This window comes from Siminovitchia fordii DSM 16014 = CIP 108821 (assembly GCF_000374565.1).
Taxonomy (GTDB): domain Bacteria; phylum Bacillota; class Bacilli; order Bacillales; family Bacillaceae_C; genus Siminovitchia; species Siminovitchia fordii.
In genome coordinates this window covers 41472-58050 of the sequence record NZ_KB894699.1, presented here as the reverse complement: position 1 = coordinate 58050, position 16579 = coordinate 41472, and the positions used below count along the sequence as shown (strand labels likewise).

Below are 16579 nucleotides of genomic sequence, written 5' to 3'. Positions count from 1 at the left end.
CTGGCGCTTGGTAAAGTCAATAGTTTTTTCCAAATTTATTATTAATCCTTTACCTTTTGGCCAGCCAAAACAATTTTTTCAGCGGATTGGCGCTTTTCCTTCAGTAATAGTGTCAATGGGACGGCAATGACCAGCGGAATAAGCGAAATCAAAAACACATCTCCTGCTGCTATAGCAGAAGCGGACTCAGAATTGATTCCTGTTGTCAGGTGTATCTTGGCCCGATAAGCCAGCAATCCGGAAAACAGTGCAATCGATAATGAGGCGATGCACTGGCGCGTCCAGTTATTCAACGCTGCCGCATATCCGGCAACATCAAGAGGGACGGCCGACATCCCCACATTGATGATCGGCATATTGCATAGAGCGATCCCCAAATATCTGATGGATGTCCAAACGATCACATATATAGCGGTTGTTTTTATGGTTAATTCTCCCATCATGAACGTTCCAATGCTCATAACAATCAAACCTGCCATAATTAACGGCAATGGCCCGGTCCTATTATACAGCCTTCCTGTAATTGGCGTAAAAAATGCCATGACAAAAGCTCCCGGCATCATAATAAGTCCCGTTTGGAGTGCTCCCAGCTTCAGCGATGTCTGCAAAAAGATCGGAACAAGAAAGGCACCGGCATATAATGCAATCGACAAAACTGCATTTAATATGATTCCGTACGCAAATCTGCGGTGTTGAAACACAGAAAAATTTAAAAGTGGAAACTCTATCATCAATTCCCTTTTTATAAATAAAAAGAGTAAGAACGTCCCTGCTCCTATCAAAGATAAAGTTTTGACATCCGTCCAGCCCCATGTCCCAGCTTCCGCGAAGGCGGTTAACAAAAGAATGCTTCCTCCGAAAGAAAACACCACCCCCCAGAAATCAAATGGTGTTTTTCCCCCTTTATCGGTATCCGGAAGGAATTTAACTGCCGCTGCAATGGCCCCCGCTGTCACCGGAAGATTAAAATAAAACAAGGCCCTCCAGTCAAATATATCAATAAGGAAGCCTGCCAGAACAGGGCCGACCGCCGGAGCTAAAGCCGAAGACAGACTCCACAGGCTTATTCCGTACGCTTGCCTGCTTTTATCAATCGTTTGATATATAAGCGTCATGGTTACGGGCATCATGATTCCGCTGAAAATCCCCTGAATCATCCGAGATATGATCAGCATTTCTATCGAACTCGATAAAACGCAAATAACCGAAAAAAGGAAGAAGCCTGATAAAGCAGCAATGTAAAGCCTCTTGTAGCCAAAACGCGTGCCAAACCAACCTGCTGAAGGTGCAGCTGCCCCTGCGGCAAGCATGAATCCTGTAACGGTCCATTGGGCTGTCGGAAGCTCCGTTGAAAACTCTCCCATGATAGCCGGTACTGCTATGTTTACAGTTGAGGTATTCATAACCGCCAAAAAGTTACCGAAGAAAACAGCGGTAATAATGGACCAAAATGCTTTTTCACTGCCCCTGATTCCATTTGCCACCTTTTCACCTGATTTCTGATGCAAGCTAATCGTATTTTAACAGAATATGAAGTGAAGGTGTATCATTTCTTATTTTTTCTCATCTGCAGACTTCATTTCACAAGTAATTTTTCAATATAAGGTTCCAGATTTTTCATGGCAGCCGCGCGGTGACTCAGCTCATTTTTTCTTGCGGGACTCATTTCTGCCATTGTTTTTCCTTCGGAAGGCACAAAAAAGATGGGATCATACCCAAAGCCTTCGGAACCTCGGCGCTCGTTCAATATCAACCCTTCACACGCTCCGTTAATAGTGAATGTTTCAAAATCCGGACCGGCCATTGCAAGGGCGCAGTAGAAGCGTGCCGTCCTGTCTTTTTCGGTTACTCCGTTCATTTCACTCAAAACTTTGTCAATGTTGTCTTCATCATTTTTCTCGGCTCCAGCGTATCTGGCAGAAAATACGCCGGGTCTCCCATCAAGTGCATCGATGACCAATCCGGAATCATCAGCCACAACGTATGAACTTGAAAGTTTTGCAATTGCTTCTGCCTTTATGATGGCATTCTCTTCAAACGTTTCACCAGTCTCTTCTATATCAGGCACATCCGGAAAATCAATCAATGTCTTTACTTCCATATCATGCTTGGAAAATAACCGCTCAAATTCTTTCGCTTTACCTTTATTTTTCGTAGCTATAATTACGCTTTTCATGATTGGTTTTCACTTCCATTAGCGGGCTTAGAGCCAATCTTATCTGCAATTTCTCCAAGTGCTTCTTTCTGGATTGCGGATAATTCCTTTATACCTTTTGAGGCTACTGCAAGCATATCTTGCAACTGACTGGCTGTAAAAGTTGATTCCTCTCCGGTCCCTTGCAGTTCGACAAACTCCCCGGCACCTGTCATCACTATATTCATGTCGACCAAAGCTGAGCTGTCTTCAATATAATTCAAGTCCAAAATAACACCTGGGTCTTCAATGATGCCAACACTTGTTGCTGCAAGGAAATCAGTCACCGGAAAAGAAGGCAGTTCTTTTTCTTCTACCAATTTGGACACCGCCAACGACAAGGCGACAAATGCCCCTGTGATGGAGGCTGTCCTTGTTCCTCCATCGGCCTGAATGACATCACAGTCTATCCAGATCGTCCTTTCCCCAATAGCTTCAAGATCCACGACAGCACGAAGTGCTCTTCCAATGAGGCGCTGAATTTCCATCGTTCTGCCTGAGACTTTTCCCTTGGAAGATTCCCTGATATTCCGGGTTTCTGTTGCTCTTGGCAGCATGGAATACTCTGCTGAAATCCATCCTTTTCCTTCTCCTCTTAAAAAAGGCGGCACCCTTTCTTCAATGCTGGCATTGCATATTACTTTCGTATCTCCCACCGTAATCAAGACAGAACCTTCCGGATGCTTCAAATATCCAGTTTCAATATGTATGTTTCTAAGTTCATCTGCTTTTCTTCCATCAACACGCACTGATAAAATCCTCCTTAAAAACAATAGAGCCGGCATGACCTCTATGCCGGCCTCTTCAAGCTTATCTATAGTATAACAAATCTCCAGTATTTAATAACGTACAGCATTAATTTTTTCAGGACGGGTGACTGGAGCTGTCAAAGGCTCTCCTTTTTCATTTGCCAGTTCAGATTTTCCATCTACTAATACTGAAACGCTAGTAATACCTTCCTGTTCAGTCAAAGAGAGGACCAGAGAATGTAAAGCTGCATCTGTAATAACACTTTTTTCGTCACTGCCTAAAATCGATTCGTTGAAATTTAATGTTACGACCCCTTCCTCTAATTCAGGGGCTTCCATCAATTTTACATCACTGGACAACGCGCTGGCCAAACCCTTTACCATACCGGGTCCATCTGCCAATTCCTTGATCACCGCGGCTACATCGTCTTCCTCCTTATTGGAAATCCTGCGAGTGACAGGTACATAGTAGACTTCATCATCTGACTGCGCTAAATAATAAACAGTCACTGGGCGTGTGTTCGTAATATCAACTGTCTCTGAATCATCGATATTAATTCCATCCTGGCGTGAGAGGCCTTCTTCACTGATCGGTGTTCCATTTACCGGCATTTCATTTAAGCGATGTCCATTCATTTTCAACTCCACAGACTTCACGGATTCAAACTGAGTCAACGTCCAGGTGACCGCCTGTAATATTTTTTTCTCATCTTTAGCATCATATGTCGCAAATTCCTCGGAAAAATCAACGACTGCTTTCCCGTCTTTTATATCGACATCGACCGTTGTATCTGCCGGAAGGACGGTTCTGAAGCCGTTAGGTAAAATTTCCGCAACTGGACCATCAGCAACAAGATACTCCAAGGCCTGTTTAGCAGCACTTTCTGTTTTGGGAAGAGGAAGTGTCTGGGATACGACCATACCATTTCGGTCAATCAAGTAAAGATCACGCATGACGGTATCCGCTTTTTCTTCCCCTGCCGTCTCTTTGTCCGGTTCCGCTTTTTCAGAAGCACTATCCAATGCTTCTCCATCTTTTAAGTACGATACATCCTGAGGCGGATCCAGTTTCTCCTTCCCTTTACCGAAAAGACCGCAGCCTGATATGAACGCACTTGCTGCCAAAATAACAGCAACTGCGGCTATTTTCGCCCGTTTACACATTTGTACCCCTCCTAGAACAGTTTGTACTTCATGTATACGAGCTGTCTTTTTCATTTAGACCGCTTGGCCTTATCTTTTTAAAATTATTCCATGATCCCTCAGCATCTACATAGAAACAGCTAAATAATGTACATAAAAACTTTCCGAAAGGAGTTCGAACGGTTATATGGATTTTCGCACGACAATATTAAACTTCGATACTCCACACAAAAAAGCTGCCGCGGTTTCCCACAGCAGCTCACAACTCAGCTTGGTTGCGTCAAATATTTGCCAAGCTTCGCGGAATGGATCTCAAGATCCGAATCTTTCAGCCAATCCGATGCAATCTTTTTGAAAATCTCAATTGAACCTGTTGTAAAAAATCGGTGATTAGGCAGTTTCTGGTCAGTATTTCTCATATTTTTATAATGTAATATGGCACTAACTTCTCTGGCTGTTTCCTCACCGGAGCTGATGACCTTTACCTGGGGGCCCATTTCCTTCTCAATCAGGGGACCAAGCAACGGATAGTGCGTGCAGCCGAGAATAAGTGTATCAATTTCGCTATTTTTTATCGGTTCCAACGTCTCTTTGACTACTTTTTTGGCAATCTCGCTATTATATTGAAAGCTTTCAACGAGCGGGACAAACTTGGGACAGACAAGTTGGGTCACTTCGACCTCATGATTAATCATGGTCAGTTCCTGTACGTAGGCCTCGCTTCTGACGGTTCCAACTGTACCAAGCACTCCCACCCTGTTGTTTTTCGTTACTTTCAATGCAGCCCTTGCCCCGGGTGAAATTACACCGATGACAGGTATGGGGAGCAGTGACCGAATCTCATCCAATACAGCGGCAGTTGCCGTATTACATGCGATTACAAGCATTTTTATATCATACTTCCTTAAAAAGGAAGTCATTTGCCAAGTATATTCCTTTACTTCCTCCTCTGGTCTGGGACCATAAGGACAACGGGCCGTATCTCCGACATAATAAATCGTTTCATTGGGTAGCTGTCTCATGATTTCCTTTGCCACTGTCAGGCCGCCGATGCCCGAATCCATTACTCCTATTGCCTCATTCAATAAAAACGCCTCATTCTTTTTTCATTTCTTGATGCAGTTTAGCCAAGCTTTCTTTTAAAGCTGTGACATCTTGTTCCGAAAAATCACCAAGGACAGCGTGTAAATATTCCTGTCTTTTCTTAATGACTTCATTGATGATGATTTCGCCCTTTTTTAATAAGTGTATGCGAACAACACGCCGGTCTTTCGGGTCTTTTACCCGCTCAACCAGCTCTTTTTTTTCCATTCTGTCGATTAAATCCGTTGTTGTGCTGCATGCTAAAAACATTTTATTAGACAATTCTCCGATTGTCATGTCCCCTTCTTCGAAAAGCCATTGAAGACCTATGAATTGAGGCGGTGTGATCGTATAATCCGCCAGCAATTCGCGCCCTTTTTGCTTCACTATAGCAGATATGTATCTCAAGTCTTTTTCAAGCTCAGCGACCGTTTTTTCATTATGCATGAAACCTGATCCATCATTCATGATTTAGCGCAACTCCCTGTAACCTTTTATATGCATTGTCGCCCTTTTTCGCCAAAAAAACAAGAGGGAATCAGGGATTTCCCTCTTATGTTCACCTGTTTATAACAATTTTAAGGACTCTCTTATAAACGCAGGAATATCATCAGGATTTCTGCTTGTCACGAGCTGCTCCGAACAGACAACCACTTCCTGATCCTTAAAATTCGCCCCCGCGTATTCCATATCGACTTTGATAGATTTATAACCGGTTGCTTGTCTGCCTTCCAGGGCTTTTGCCGTTATTAGGAGCTGCGGACCATGGCAGATGGCAAAAACAGGTTTTTTCTTGTCCATGAATGCTTTAGTGAAAGTGACAAAACGTTCATCAGCGCGGAGTTGATCAGGGGAGAAACCTCCTGGGAGAAACAGGGCATCATATTTTTCGGGTTTTACGTCATCAATGCTTTTATCAATTATAACATTCGTTTCTCCCTGCTTCCCCTTTACCATTTTTCCTGCTTCTTTTTCGATGGTCGTGACGGTATGCCCCGCTTCCTTGAATGCTTTGGCCGGCTCCGAGTATTCTACATCTTCAAACATATCAGTTATCAATGTTGCAATGTTTTTACCCAAATCAATCACTCCTTCCTTCTTCTACTTGTCAGTTTTCCCGATTTCTTTTTTACAAAACGTAAATTTCCAAACGGAAATATGTTTAAAGGCCTTATGCTAACAACACTGTCCATTTCATGTTAATATGAATTGAAAAGCAGTACTGGGTGATTATTCTACAGCCCTTTTATTGGAGATACTTTGTAGACTGGAGTGGACTTGGTTTGGATACAAAAAAAGCATTACCTATACTATTTGCTGTCATGTTTTTTGTCATGGTCGGATTTGGAATCATCATCCCTGTCCTGCCCTTTTACGCTGAAGAAATGGGAGCATCCCCTGCAGAGCTCGGTCTGTTAATGGCTGTCTATTCATTGATGCAATTGCTCTTTGCACCTATGTGGGGCAGGATATCTGATCGGATTGGCCGAAAACCGGTGATGATGATCGGAATTTTCGGATTGGCCATTTCATTTTTCATGATGGCACTTTCCTCCGCATTATGGATGCTGTTTGCGGCAAGAATTATCGGAGGCTTCCTTTCATCAGCCAACATGCCAACGGTCATGGCATATGTTGCTGACATTACTTCGGATGAAGATCGAGGCAAGGGAATGGGCATCATCGGGGCAGCGGTAGGCATGGGCTTCATCTTTGGACCTGCCATTGGGGGAATTTTCTCTAAAACCAGTTTAAATATGCCTTTTTATTTGGCCGGTTTTTCTAGCTTACTTACTTTCATTTTCGTTCTTCTCCTCTTAAAGGAGTCATTGCCTCCGGAAGAACGTGGAGAACAAAAAGCGAAAAAAATCCCGCTGCACAAAGTTTTGCGCGGACCGATCACTGTTTTATACGCATTACAATTGTTCACTTCTCTATCTTTGGCCGGTCTGGAGGCGACATTTGCCTATTTCGCTGCCAAAAAAGCTGGATTAGGTACGGTCCAGTTGGGATACCTGTTTATGATCATGGGATTGGCCGGTGCCATTGTACAAGGCGGGTTGGTTGGAAGGATGACGAAAAAGTACGGAGAAGGAGCCGTCATACAGGCGGGCATCGTAGTTTCAGCCATTGGTTTCGGGTTAATCCTGCTTGTTAATAACTTTACGACAGCTGCTGTCTTCCTCACTATTTTCGGAATTGGAAATGGTGTGATCCGCCCGAGTGTTTCCGCTTTATTGACAAAGACTTCCGCTGCCGGGCACGGAAGCACTACCGGTCTACTGTCATCCTTTGACTCATTGGGAAGAATTATCGGTCCTCCCCTTGGTGGCTGGCTGTTTTCAATTTCAATCGGGTTTCCTTATATTTCCGGTTTGGTCATCTCAATTCTTACTTTTCTTATGTATCAACTATACAAAAGCCGATCCAAAAAAGTTCATTCTATTTCGCAACCATAAAAAACTAAAGCCTCTGCCCTACATATAATCAAAAAGAAAACAAACTTGACGATCTCAAGTTTGTTTTCTTTTTTGGATGGGCATCTGGATAAAAAGTCCTATTTTTACATTTAATGGTTTACTACCTGTATTAGTGGGTAAATGAAGTATAGCCCTAACTATGTTATCCACCAAGTTTATGACATTAAATGTAACCGCTTCAAAACTAATGCAAGATTGTCTATCCCCTACTGATTAATAGCTATAAAACCTTGATGTCCTTCCACTACAATATGAACAATCTAAATATAGATTCCATGGTGAATCAATCCGTCCCCTTTTGATCGTTTCATTAGGCAAAATTGAATAAAAGATACCCAGCATGCGGCCCTTGCCAACTTAGAAATTCAGAAGCAGCATCTTAATCCTGTGTACACCAAGTTAAATCATATAGATCAATCTCCCACTTTTTCCCTGATTGCCCATAGTTTTTAAAAAGCTTCGTCCCTGGCAGTTTTCCCTTACCGATGTGGATGTTTAAAGTCAGTTTTAATAGTTGCTCATTAATTATGAGGGAAGGAGGGAATACCGGTGAAAAGGTTTAAAGAATGGGCAAATGCGAATAGCTGGTGGTTGCCATGGGTCGGAGTAACTGCTACCATTTCTGGTCTAATTTTTCCTGACGCACTATTAAAAACGGGACAAACACTGACAAGGTCGATACAAATTTTGCTGGATTATTGGATTGAAGTGTTATTCGTTCTTTGGGTAATTTATATTCAGATAGAAATTCAAAGGCTTAAAAAACGAAACAGCATCCATAAAAGACATTCTAAGAATAAAGTCTGTTAAAACTCCCGCACTTGACTCATAAAACGGTATTTTCAACCTTAGACGACAAATTCTCGTAAAATAAGACAGAATTTTCACCCTTTTACAAAAGGGAACGTTATTTTTCCGATGAGGAGGAAAGGAAATGAAACAACTTGTTCAAGGTATTCCGTTTCGGGTAGTTCAACAGATAAATGAAATAAATGAGGTGCCAAAAGGGATTGAATTGATTCAGGCTCCAAAGATTTGGCAGGAAACAAAAGGAGAAGGTGTCAAAATTGCAGTATTGGATACTGGCTGTGATATAAACCACCCCGATTTAAAGGATCGGATTATCGGTGGAAAAAATTTCACTGATGATGACAGCGGCAATCCCGAAATATTCCAAGATTATAATGGACACGGTACCCATGTAGCTGGAACAATTGCAGCCACTGAAAATAATATTGGAGTGGTCGGCGTAGCTCCCGAAGCGAATTTATTAATCGTGAAGGTTCTCAACAGAAACGGCTCAGGCCAGCATGATTGGATCATCAGTGGAATCCATTATGCGATTGAACAAAATGCAGATATCATTTCCATGTCGCTGGGAGGACCTGATGACAACCCAGAGCTTTATCAAGCAATAAAACAGGCTGTCGCACAAAATATATTGGTTGTCTGTGCTGCCGGAAATGATGGGGATGGCGATGATAGCACTGATGAATTCGGATTTCCGGGGCGGTATAATGAAGTCATATGCGTTGGAGCAGTCAATTCTGAACGTCTGTCCTCGGATTTTACAAGCTCCCACGATGAAGTAGATTTAGTAGCGCCAGGGGAAGAAATTTTATCAACATATTTAAATGGGAGATATGCCATCTTAAGTGGTACATCCATGGCTACTCCCCATGTTACGGGGGCACTCGCTCTTATCAAGGTTTTGGCCAACAAACAATTCGGGAGGCAGCTCTCTGAGCCTGAGCTTTATGCTCAGTTAATTAAAAGAACTGTTCCACTCGGTTTTTCTCCAAAACTTGAAGGTAATGGAATTGTTTATTTAACAGTCCCAGAATACCTCGTGAAAGTGTTTGATCAGGAGTTTGCAGATACAATAATTAAAGCTTGTACTGGAAATGTGCCTTTGAGGGTTTGATAGGTATGAGAAATAATGAGATAAATAAAAGGGAAGCTCAGGCTTCCCTTTTAAAAGTATTCATGATTAGAAAAGCGATCATTGCCCGCCCATCTGATCCATATCGAGCTCCTGTGCATTTTCCAATGCTTCTTTCGGAATTTCGATGTTTTTCACTTCGTTATAGTCGCTGTAAGTGGATTCCATATCCATATTCATGTTCATTTTTTGGCCTTCAACCTCTGTATCCATATCAGTCACCATGTTCAATGCGCTTAAGTAGAATGTTTCTTTATCAATAAACAATTCATATTCTACCTTATTGAACTTCATGTCACCCATCATATCTTCTGCCTGCATTTCAGGCGGCAATGTTTCCTTGACATTATCCTTCAAAAACTTATCGAATTTTTCACCTGAAGCTTTTAATGTCAATATATAATTTTTGTCATCTTGTTTAAAATCAAACTCATCAACAAATTCTTTCAACTGCTCCAATTGTCCTGAAGGGTTTGACTGGCCTTCAGACATTTGAAGAATCTGACCTGAAAGTTCTTCTGGAAGTTTAATCCACATTTTTTCATTCGGTTCATACATATAAAAGCCTTCTTTAGTTAAATAAGCATCAATTTCCTGTTTTTCTTCCCCAATGTTCATTGTCATTTTTTGATGCAATGCCATTGGCTCAGTAACGAATTCCATATCGATATCGGAATTGATATCCTGCTTTTCTCCAGCTATTTCAACTGTTTGATTCATGCTCATCTTACTTTTGAAGCTTTTAATATCCTTGTTTGCTTCTTCCGTTTTCTTAAAGACTTCTTCCAGCGTCAAGTCTTTTTCTTTGTCGGCTTTATCCTTTTCCGATGCCCCTTGCTTTGCTTCAGAATCTTTCTTCACCGGCTCCGCAGTCTGGCCGCATGCTGCGAGCAAAATCATAAGCATCGCACCAAAAATGATTGATATTGTTTTCCTCATTAAAAAAGTCAACTCCCTTGAAATTTTGTAAAGCGTCTGGATGCTTTCTATTATTTACGGATCATTAGCCTATTAGATTCATAATTTTACAGAATGATTCTAAAGGACCAAATCAATTAGCCCTGTTTCAATATTCGGTCAGCATTGCCCATTCCCAACGTTGGCAAATGACATCCATCAGTCCATCAATAGTGCAGTCAAGATTTTTAACCGGTATATTAACCTGTGATTCCAAAAGACCTTTGTTCAGCACATTAGAACCCTTTTCATACCGCTGTCCGACTGATGATCAACTCACGGTCAAATGTGAAAATACCGAGGTATATCTGCCCTGAAAAATTAATCAAATCAATTGCCTCAATTTCATTCCACAATATAACTGGATTGATCCATATTTCCCTCGTAAGAAATAACGACCGCCGGTTCTCGTTTGGTAAGTACATTGATGAAGTAAATCAAGCAAGATCCAAATACCGCAGGTGGCAAGGACCCCAATCATCGCCGGCAATATGCCTTCAACTTTTCCATTGTAGGATAATACTAAAAACCGTACCCCACCGCGACGAAAACAAGAGAAAGACCTGCCGGCATAACCATTCTTTTTATTTTTGGCATGTCAATATAATCTTCCATAAATAACTCCCTTCAAGCAAGAACGCAATACCTCATAAGCTTAAAGGTTATAAATAAAAAAAGAAATCCTCCTAATGACCTATGGAGGATAAAAAAGTGGAAGACTCTCACATAAAGAAGACAAATTTCCAGTGGCTTTTCAGCCATCACAGCAATTTGACTTGTGACCCCGACGCAATAATACCTCAAGTTGAACAAATCCAGCTTCATGAGTCAAAATTCTTTCTAATTACTAAAGAAAACGATTCATTTCCAAGAGATGTGCTTAATCTTAAATTTACTTTTGGGTATGCTGGGCATTTTAACAAGGCTGTAGCTCAAATCCTGATCCGGTATATTATAAACAATACGGTTATTTAAAAAATCGGTGCCAACTTTCATTGCTTCAATTGTGATCCACTCTCCCGGACAGCGATGTCCGTCATAATAGCCGCCTCCTCCTTGTGGAATCAAGCTGTATTTCTGGAAATCGGATTTTTCTTTAAAACGCTCCGGATTGAATACATCCGGGTTGTCCCATAAATCCGGATCATGATTTGTCCCGTATAAATCCAGTAAAGTCAAGGTTTCCTTTTCAAAAGTATAATTTTTCCATGTAAAATCCTTTTTCACTCGGGCGGCAGCAAATGGAAAAAACGGATAAAACCTTCGGACTTCCTGAACGAACATTTGTAAATACTCATTACCTCCGGACGCCAGCTTCTCTTTTTGTTCGGGAAACTGATGCAAAGCCAAGGCAGTAAAATTAATATAGATGGCAATGGCTACTATCGGTCTTAAAATATTAACAACTTCAACAGCCGCTACTTCTGTATCCAATAGTTGTCCTTCGTGATCCTTATGCTGGGAAATCACATGGAGTGCCATCTGTTCTTCGGTTAGTAACTTTCCTTCCCGAACTTGTTTTATCAGTTCTCCGATCCATTTTTCCGTCTGATTCCGCCCGTGCCTTCCTACCCAATGCTCAGGTCCTATAGCGGCAGGTGACTCGAAAAGCGAGCTTAGTTCGTCTGTTCTTTTATCGACCTCTTCATCACTTAATGGAACACCTGCCCATCGGCATGCCGATTTACATAACAGTTTCTTCACTTCCTCATAAAGAACGACTTCACCTTTATCAATCCATGAATCCACTGCATTTTGCCAATTATCCCTGTTCATTTCAACAAATCTTTGTATTCCCTCTTCGGACATAAGTGACATGAACATTTCTTTCCTATGGAAATGAGCTTTACCGTCAAGCGTTTGAACCCCCTTCTCCCCAAACAATGTCTGCCGGACACGTTTGGGAGCGGCCCCGCTCCTTTTGAATTTATCGCGATCATAAAAAAGCTCTGCGGCTTGCTTTCCACCCATGCAGATCGCCTTTTGTCCGAGCAGACGCGTTTCAAAAACGTCAGATTGAAAGCTTTTACGCCTGTTCGGAATATACATATAACCTTCCCTCATTAAAGTGGCACTATGATCCAGCCCTTCCTCACGGGGCATTTGATTGATTTCAGACATATGTATCATCTCCTTATCCGAACGTTATCCTCTTTACAATTGTTCCCCAATCGGTTGGTTAAAAAACAGTCAAAGGGAGAGGAGAAATGATAAAGGAGATTAATCGTTATCCAGTCTCCGCGGAATAGGGGCAACACGGAAATCGGGCTTCTGCTCTATGAGGGGCGCCACTACTGAAAAAACGGTCTTTGGCTGTATGCGCCAATGACCGCAGAGAATGAAATAATCGCATGATGATTAGTATTTTTATTATGTTTTCTATTGCTTCGTTAGACTGCTCCTTCGATTGAAACATTACGGCGACCTATTTCCTGACAGGAAACTCAAATTTCAACTTCCCATTCTCAATCAGCAAGCACACTTCATATGACTTGCCCTTTTACTTTTAAACCCTTTCAGTAATTTGGTCCTTCCACCAGATTTCTGATCATCGCGTCACTTAATTTTTTGCCGGAAAAAATCTTGGGCAAAGTGAAAGTACATCCATTTTGATATTCAGTACATCCGTAAAATGGTAATAATAATGTCATTTAATAATTATTTAATAAATGGTTTAGATTTTTATAAGATATTGAGTCTATCGTATGAGTAGTAAATAAAACAAGGAAGAAGGTAAATAATTATGGAAAACAGTAACATATATAAAAGATTAAATTGGAAACTTATCGCGGTGCTTTCCATCATTGCACTTGTAAGGCCATTTATGAGCATTTTAGGAATATCGGACGCCATTGGTAAACCAGCAGCAAGCATAACCGCAACAATACTCATTACAATCGTTTGGATAACAGCAGTGTATATTAAACATGATTCCCAACCTATACTCACATTGGTATTTGTAGGAATTGGTTACGCAATATTGGCAATTATTATTAGTGGAATCTTATCCCCCATTCTAACGGGGCATTTGCGAGGACCTTTAACCAATCCATTTGCAATTATTAGTGTCTTGGCAACAAACGCCATATGGGGTTTAATAACAGGCTTAATTACTAGTTCCCTACTAAAGGTTCAAGCGAAATAAGAATATAGTAACTCTTTTTCAAAGACAATCCTCATGTATGGATGAACAAAACAAGGAATTTCAATATATTAAAAGAAAAAGATGGAGGATATTTATGAAAAAAATACTTTTCACCTTTACTGGTGTAATTGTTTTGATTTATACATGGTTACAGTTGATATTTCTAGGGGGCTTTACAATTGAAAACATACTTTTGTATCCTAATGTATTTCACGATATCCCACACTCACTAGAAATCACTTCAGAATTTTTGCAAGTGACAAATCCGGGTAGCTATTTCCCTATATTGGGCATGTCAGTAATAGTTGTAGGGATCATTACCTTTATTCTTACCTGGCGAATGAAATCTATTCGGTATTGGATTTTAAGTAGTGTTATAGTATTTATTTTGGGAAACTTTATTTTTTCTGTAATTTATGCTTGGCCAAGGAACCAAATACTGTTTGTGGAAGGAGCAGCCGTTCATTCCATAGCTTATTTACAGCAAATTTCCCATGAATTTATCTTGGGAAATTGGGTTAGGGTAGTGACATCAGTTGTAACAGCATTACTTGCATTTACTGGGTGGATGAATTTTTACCGTTACAAAATTACAAGTGAGAAAAAAAGTTCACTACTACAATAACAAAGTGATAGATCGATTTTTATTGGATAAATACGCAAAGTAAGTGGGGAACCGGCTACTTTAATCAAATATACACTTCTAAAAAACAACCTCTAAGCAATTTGCAAAATGAAAAACATGTAAAAGTGCTTCATATTACTACTTGACAAAGGCTATCAAAAAGACCGACAGCCTAATTTTATAGTATTTTCCTTTTCCGCAATATGATATTTAATACAATATAAATTACTGTAATAACGACTGTATGCTGTTTTTAAAAAGTACAAGATGAAAGAATGCTGAATGTATATGATCGTGTCGTTTACATGGAAGATGGGCAGCTATTTGAACAAATATGGGATTTTTAAAAGACTATCAAGCAATCTTGACAGGCCTTTTCTTAGATTTACTTAACTCTTCACCATGTATTTATTATAATGAATCAATACTGTTCAATACATTAGAAGGTGATCCTATTGTCAATCAGGAAACGATTACTTTTATCAAACATTGGGATGATTGTTATTCCTATTATATGTTTATTTTTAGTGGAGATTATTGGGGCGTATTTACTATTCATCGTATTTAAAGGAGATCCTCACGGCGATGAATTAAAATTTTTTATCAGTTTTCGATTTATCGCATTGGTACTAATATTAATTATAACAAATGGATTATTAACATACTATGTTTCTAAAAGTATTATAACCCCAATAAAGAAACTATCCATTGCGGCAAAAAAAATTAGTGATGGTGATTTAGAATATAGTATTGAATCCAATAAAAGAGATGAATTGGGCGAACTTAGCAATACCTTTGAGGATATGCGTTTAAAAATTAAAGAGGCAAAGGAAACACAAATACAATATGAAAAAAACCGCCAAGAGTTGATTGCATGTATATCTCATGATTTGAAAACCCCTTTAACTTCCATAAAAGGCTATGTAATGGGAATTCAAGATGGGGTGGCAAATACTCCTGAAAAGTTAAATCGTTATATGAACATAATTTATAAAACTGCAAATGATATGGACGGTTTAATAGACGAATTATTTTTATATTCTAAGCTGGATTTACAAAGACTACCATTCAATTATGAGAAGGTAGATCTACACTCCTTTTTTACTGATTTAGTTGATGAATTAGCGTTTAATTTAGAAAAAGTACATGGTACTGCAACACTTTTGGCAAATAAGGAAGATTCTTATGTAGTTGAAGCTGATAGAGAGAAATTGAAACGTGTTGTAACAAATATTATCCAAAACAGTTTGAATTATATGGATAACAATCGTAAAGAAATCCAGGTTCGTTTAGTATCCAAGCCTGATGAGGTCATTGTAGAAATGAAGGATAATGGTAGTGGTATAAGAAAGGAAGATATCCCCTATATTTTTGAAGATTTTTATCGTACGGATACTTCAAGAAACTCAAAGACTGGCGGAAGTGGGCTTGGATTATCAATTGTTAAGAAAATTATTGAAAAACATGGCGGAAAGGTTTGGGCGGAAAGTGAATTAGGAAAAGGTACAAGTATTTATTTTAAACTGAAAAAGGTGATATAAAGTGCCAAGAATATTAATTATTGAAGATGAACTACACATTGCTGAATTAGAACGGGATTACTTGGAAGTTAATGGGTTCGATAGTGATATTGTAACTACTGGCGAGGAAGGACTAAAACATGCAAAAGCGAACGCTTATAATCTTATTATATTGGACTTAATGCTTCCGGGGGTAGATGGGTTTGAATTATGCAAGGAGTTACGAAAAATATTGGATATCCCAATATTAATGGTAACAGCTAGAAAAGAAGATATAGACAAAATCCGAGGTTTTGATCGAGGGGCTGATGATTATATTGTAAAACCGTTTAACCCAAATGAGTTGGTGGCCCGTGTGAAGGCTCATATTGCAAGATACAATCGTTTAATAAATCGTGAACACAAACAAAATGATATTCAAATTAGGAGCCTAGCTATTCATAGTGACTCAAGACAAGTACTTATTAATGGGGAAGAAAAAACATTTACTGCTAAGGAATTTGATTTGCTGTATTTTCTAGCAGCAAACCCAAACATCGTCTTCAGTAAGGATCATTTATTTGAACGCATTTGGGGATATGATTCAATTGGAGACAATACGACAGTTACGGTTCATATCAGGAAAATTAGAGAAAAAATTGAGGAGGATCCTTCTAATCCCCAATATATCGAAACAATTTGGGGTGTCGGTTATCGGTTTAAAAAATAATACAAAAACTTCTCCCAAGCCTTACCGAATTT

Annotated in this window: 17 protein-coding genes; 7 read left to right on the top strand and 10 right to left on the bottom strand. The window is 39.9% G+C overall.

The window, feature by feature from the left end:
- Positions 1 to 41: 41 nt before the first annotated feature.
- The 7 genes from C509_RS0117020 to C509_RS0116990 form a co-directional block, all read right to left on the bottom strand.
- Positions 42 to 1508: an MDR family MFS transporter gene (locus C509_RS0117020; RefSeq protein WP_169509235.1), complete on the bottom strand. Its 1467-nt coding sequence runs from the start codon at positions 1506 to 1508 to the stop codon at positions 42 to 44.
- A gap of 68 nt (positions 1509 to 1576) precedes the next feature.
- Complete coding sequence (locus C509_RS0117015; protein ID WP_018708140.1) at positions 1577 to 2176, bottom strand: XTP/dITP diphosphatase; 600 nt, start codon at positions 2174 to 2176, stop codon at positions 1577 to 1579.
- Positions 2173 to 2943, bottom strand: coding sequence for a ribonuclease PH (rph, locus tag C509_RS0117010; RefSeq protein ID WP_018708139.1), 771 nt, complete (start codon positions 2941 to 2943; stop codon positions 2173 to 2175). Before rph ends, C509_RS0117015 begins: the two co-directional genes overlap by 4 nt.
- A 90-nt stretch (positions 2944 to 3033) precedes the next feature.
- A complete protein-coding gene (locus tag C509_RS0117005) occupies positions 3034 to 4107 on the bottom strand; it encodes a GerMN domain-containing protein (protein WP_018708138.1) in 1074 nt (357 codons plus the stop codon).
- Between the two features lie 245 nt (positions 4108 to 4352).
- Positions 4353 to 5171 (bottom strand): glutamate racemase, encoded by an 819-nt coding sequence (gene racE / locus C509_RS0117000; protein ID WP_018708137.1) that lies wholly within the window; start codon positions 5169 to 5171, stop codon positions 4353 to 4355.
- Positions 5172 to 5181: 10 nt separating this feature from the next.
- Positions 5182 to 5637: a MarR family winged helix-turn-helix transcriptional regulator gene (locus tag C509_RS0116995; RefSeq protein WP_018708136.1), complete on the bottom strand. Its 456-nt coding sequence runs from the start codon at positions 5635 to 5637 to the stop codon at positions 5182 to 5184.
- A 99-nt stretch (positions 5638 to 5736) separates the two neighbouring features.
- The gene (locus C509_RS0116990) at positions 5737 to 6249 is read right to left on the bottom strand and encodes a type 1 glutamine amidotransferase domain-containing protein (RefSeq protein WP_018708135.1); all 513 of its coding nucleotides are present in this window, start codon (positions 6247 to 6249) and stop codon (positions 5737 to 5739) included.
- Between the two features lie 203 nt (positions 6250 to 6452).
- On the opposite strand from C509_RS0116990, the gene C509_RS0116985 reads away from it, so the two are divergent.
- From C509_RS0116985 to C509_RS0116975, 3 genes are all read left to right on the top strand, one after another.
- Positions 6453 to 7628, top strand: a complete 1176-nt coding sequence (locus C509_RS0116985; protein ID WP_018708134.1) for an MFS transporter — start codon at positions 6453 to 6455, stop codon at positions 7626 to 7628.
- Between the two features lie 570 nt (positions 7629 to 8198).
- Positions 8199 to 8459 (top strand): hypothetical protein, encoded by a 261-nt coding sequence (locus C509_RS0116980; RefSeq protein ID WP_018708133.1) that lies wholly within the window; start codon positions 8199 to 8201, stop codon positions 8457 to 8459.
- Between the two features lie 124 nt (positions 8460 to 8583).
- Positions 8584 to 9573 carry a S8 family peptidase gene (locus C509_RS0116975; RefSeq protein WP_018708132.1) on the top strand — a complete coding sequence of 330 codons (990 nt, stop codon included), beginning with the start codon at positions 8584 to 8586 and terminating at the stop codon, positions 9571 to 9573.
- A 78-nt stretch (positions 9574 to 9651) separates the two neighbouring features.
- Here the strand turns inward: C509_RS0116975 and C509_RS0116970 are convergent, their stop codons facing one another.
- From C509_RS0116970 to cypC, 3 genes are all read right to left on the bottom strand, one after another.
- Positions 9652 to 10530: a DUF6612 family protein gene (locus tag C509_RS0116970; RefSeq protein WP_018708131.1), complete on the bottom strand. Its 879-nt coding sequence runs from the start codon at positions 10528 to 10530 to the stop codon at positions 9652 to 9654.
- Positions 10531 to 10796: 266 nt separating this feature from the next.
- The gene (locus tag C509_RS26575) at positions 10797 to 10973 is read right to left on the bottom strand and encodes a hypothetical protein (RefSeq protein WP_169509234.1); all 177 of its coding nucleotides are present in this window, start codon (positions 10971 to 10973) and stop codon (positions 10797 to 10799) included.
- 436 nt (positions 10974 to 11409) lie between these two features.
- Positions 11410 to 12669 carry a CYP152 family fatty-acid peroxygenase CypC gene (gene cypC, locus C509_RS0116960; RefSeq protein WP_018708129.1) on the bottom strand — a complete coding sequence of 420 codons (1260 nt, stop codon included), beginning with the start codon at positions 12667 to 12669 and terminating at the stop codon, positions 11410 to 11412.
- A 622-nt stretch (positions 12670 to 13291) separates the two neighbouring features.
- Here cypC and C509_RS0116955 point away from each other — a divergent pair.
- The 4 genes from C509_RS0116955 to C509_RS0116940 all read left to right on the top strand — a co-directional run bounded on the left by C509_RS0116955 (position 13292) and on the right by C509_RS0116940 (position 16547).
- A complete protein-coding gene (locus tag C509_RS0116955) occupies positions 13292 to 13693 on the top strand; it encodes a hypothetical protein (protein WP_018708128.1) in 402 nt (133 codons plus the stop codon).
- Between the two features lie 94 nt (positions 13694 to 13787).
- Positions 13788 to 14318 (top strand): hypothetical protein, encoded by a 531-nt coding sequence (locus C509_RS0116950; RefSeq protein WP_018708127.1) that lies wholly within the window; start codon positions 13788 to 13790, stop codon positions 14316 to 14318.
- Between the two features lie 455 nt (positions 14319 to 14773).
- A complete protein-coding gene (locus C509_RS0116945; protein ID WP_018708126.1) occupies positions 14774 to 15859 on the top strand; it encodes a sensor histidine kinase in 1086 nt (361 codons plus the stop codon).
- Position 15860: 1 nt separating this feature from the next.
- Positions 15861 to 16547, top strand: coding sequence for a response regulator transcription factor (locus C509_RS0116940; protein WP_018708125.1), 687 nt, complete (start codon positions 15861 to 15863; stop codon positions 16545 to 16547).
- Positions 16548 to 16579 lie beyond the last annotated feature (32 nt).

Bases quoted from the DNA above. Each gene is read 5' to 3' on its own strand.
- C509_RS0117015 (WP_018708140.1), bottom strand. From the start codon at position 2,176: ATGAAAAGCGTAATTATAGCTACGAAAAATAAAGGTAAAGCGAAAGAA.
- C509_RS0117005 (WP_018708138.1), bottom strand. From the start codon at position 4,107: ATGTGTAAACGGGCGAAAATAGCCGCAGTTGCTGTTATTTTGGCAGCA.
- C509_RS0116995 (WP_018708136.1), bottom strand. From the start codon at position 5,637: ATGAATGATGGATCAGGTTTCATGCATAATGAAAAAACGGTCGCTGAG.
- C509_RS0116975 (WP_018708132.1), top strand. From the start codon at position 8,584: ATGAAACAACTTGTTCAAGGTATTCCGTTTCGGGTAGTTCAACAGATA.
- C509_RS0116970 (WP_018708131.1), bottom strand. From the start codon at position 10,530: ATGAGGAAAACAATATCAATCATTTTTGGTGCGATGCTTATGATTTTG.
- C509_RS26575 (WP_169509234.1), bottom strand. From the start codon at position 10,973: ATGTACTTACCAAACGAGAACCGGCGGTCGTTATTTCTTACGAGGGAA.
- cypC (WP_018708129.1), bottom strand. From the start codon at position 12,669: ATGTCTGAAATCAATCAAATGCCCCGTGAGGAAGGGCTGGATCATAGT.
- C509_RS0116955 (WP_018708128.1), top strand. From the start codon at position 13,292: ATGGAAAACAGTAACATATATAAAAGATTAAATTGGAAACTTATCGCG.
- C509_RS0116950 (WP_018708127.1), top strand. From the start codon at position 13,788: ATGAAAAAAATACTTTTCACCTTTACTGGTGTAATTGTTTTGATTTAT.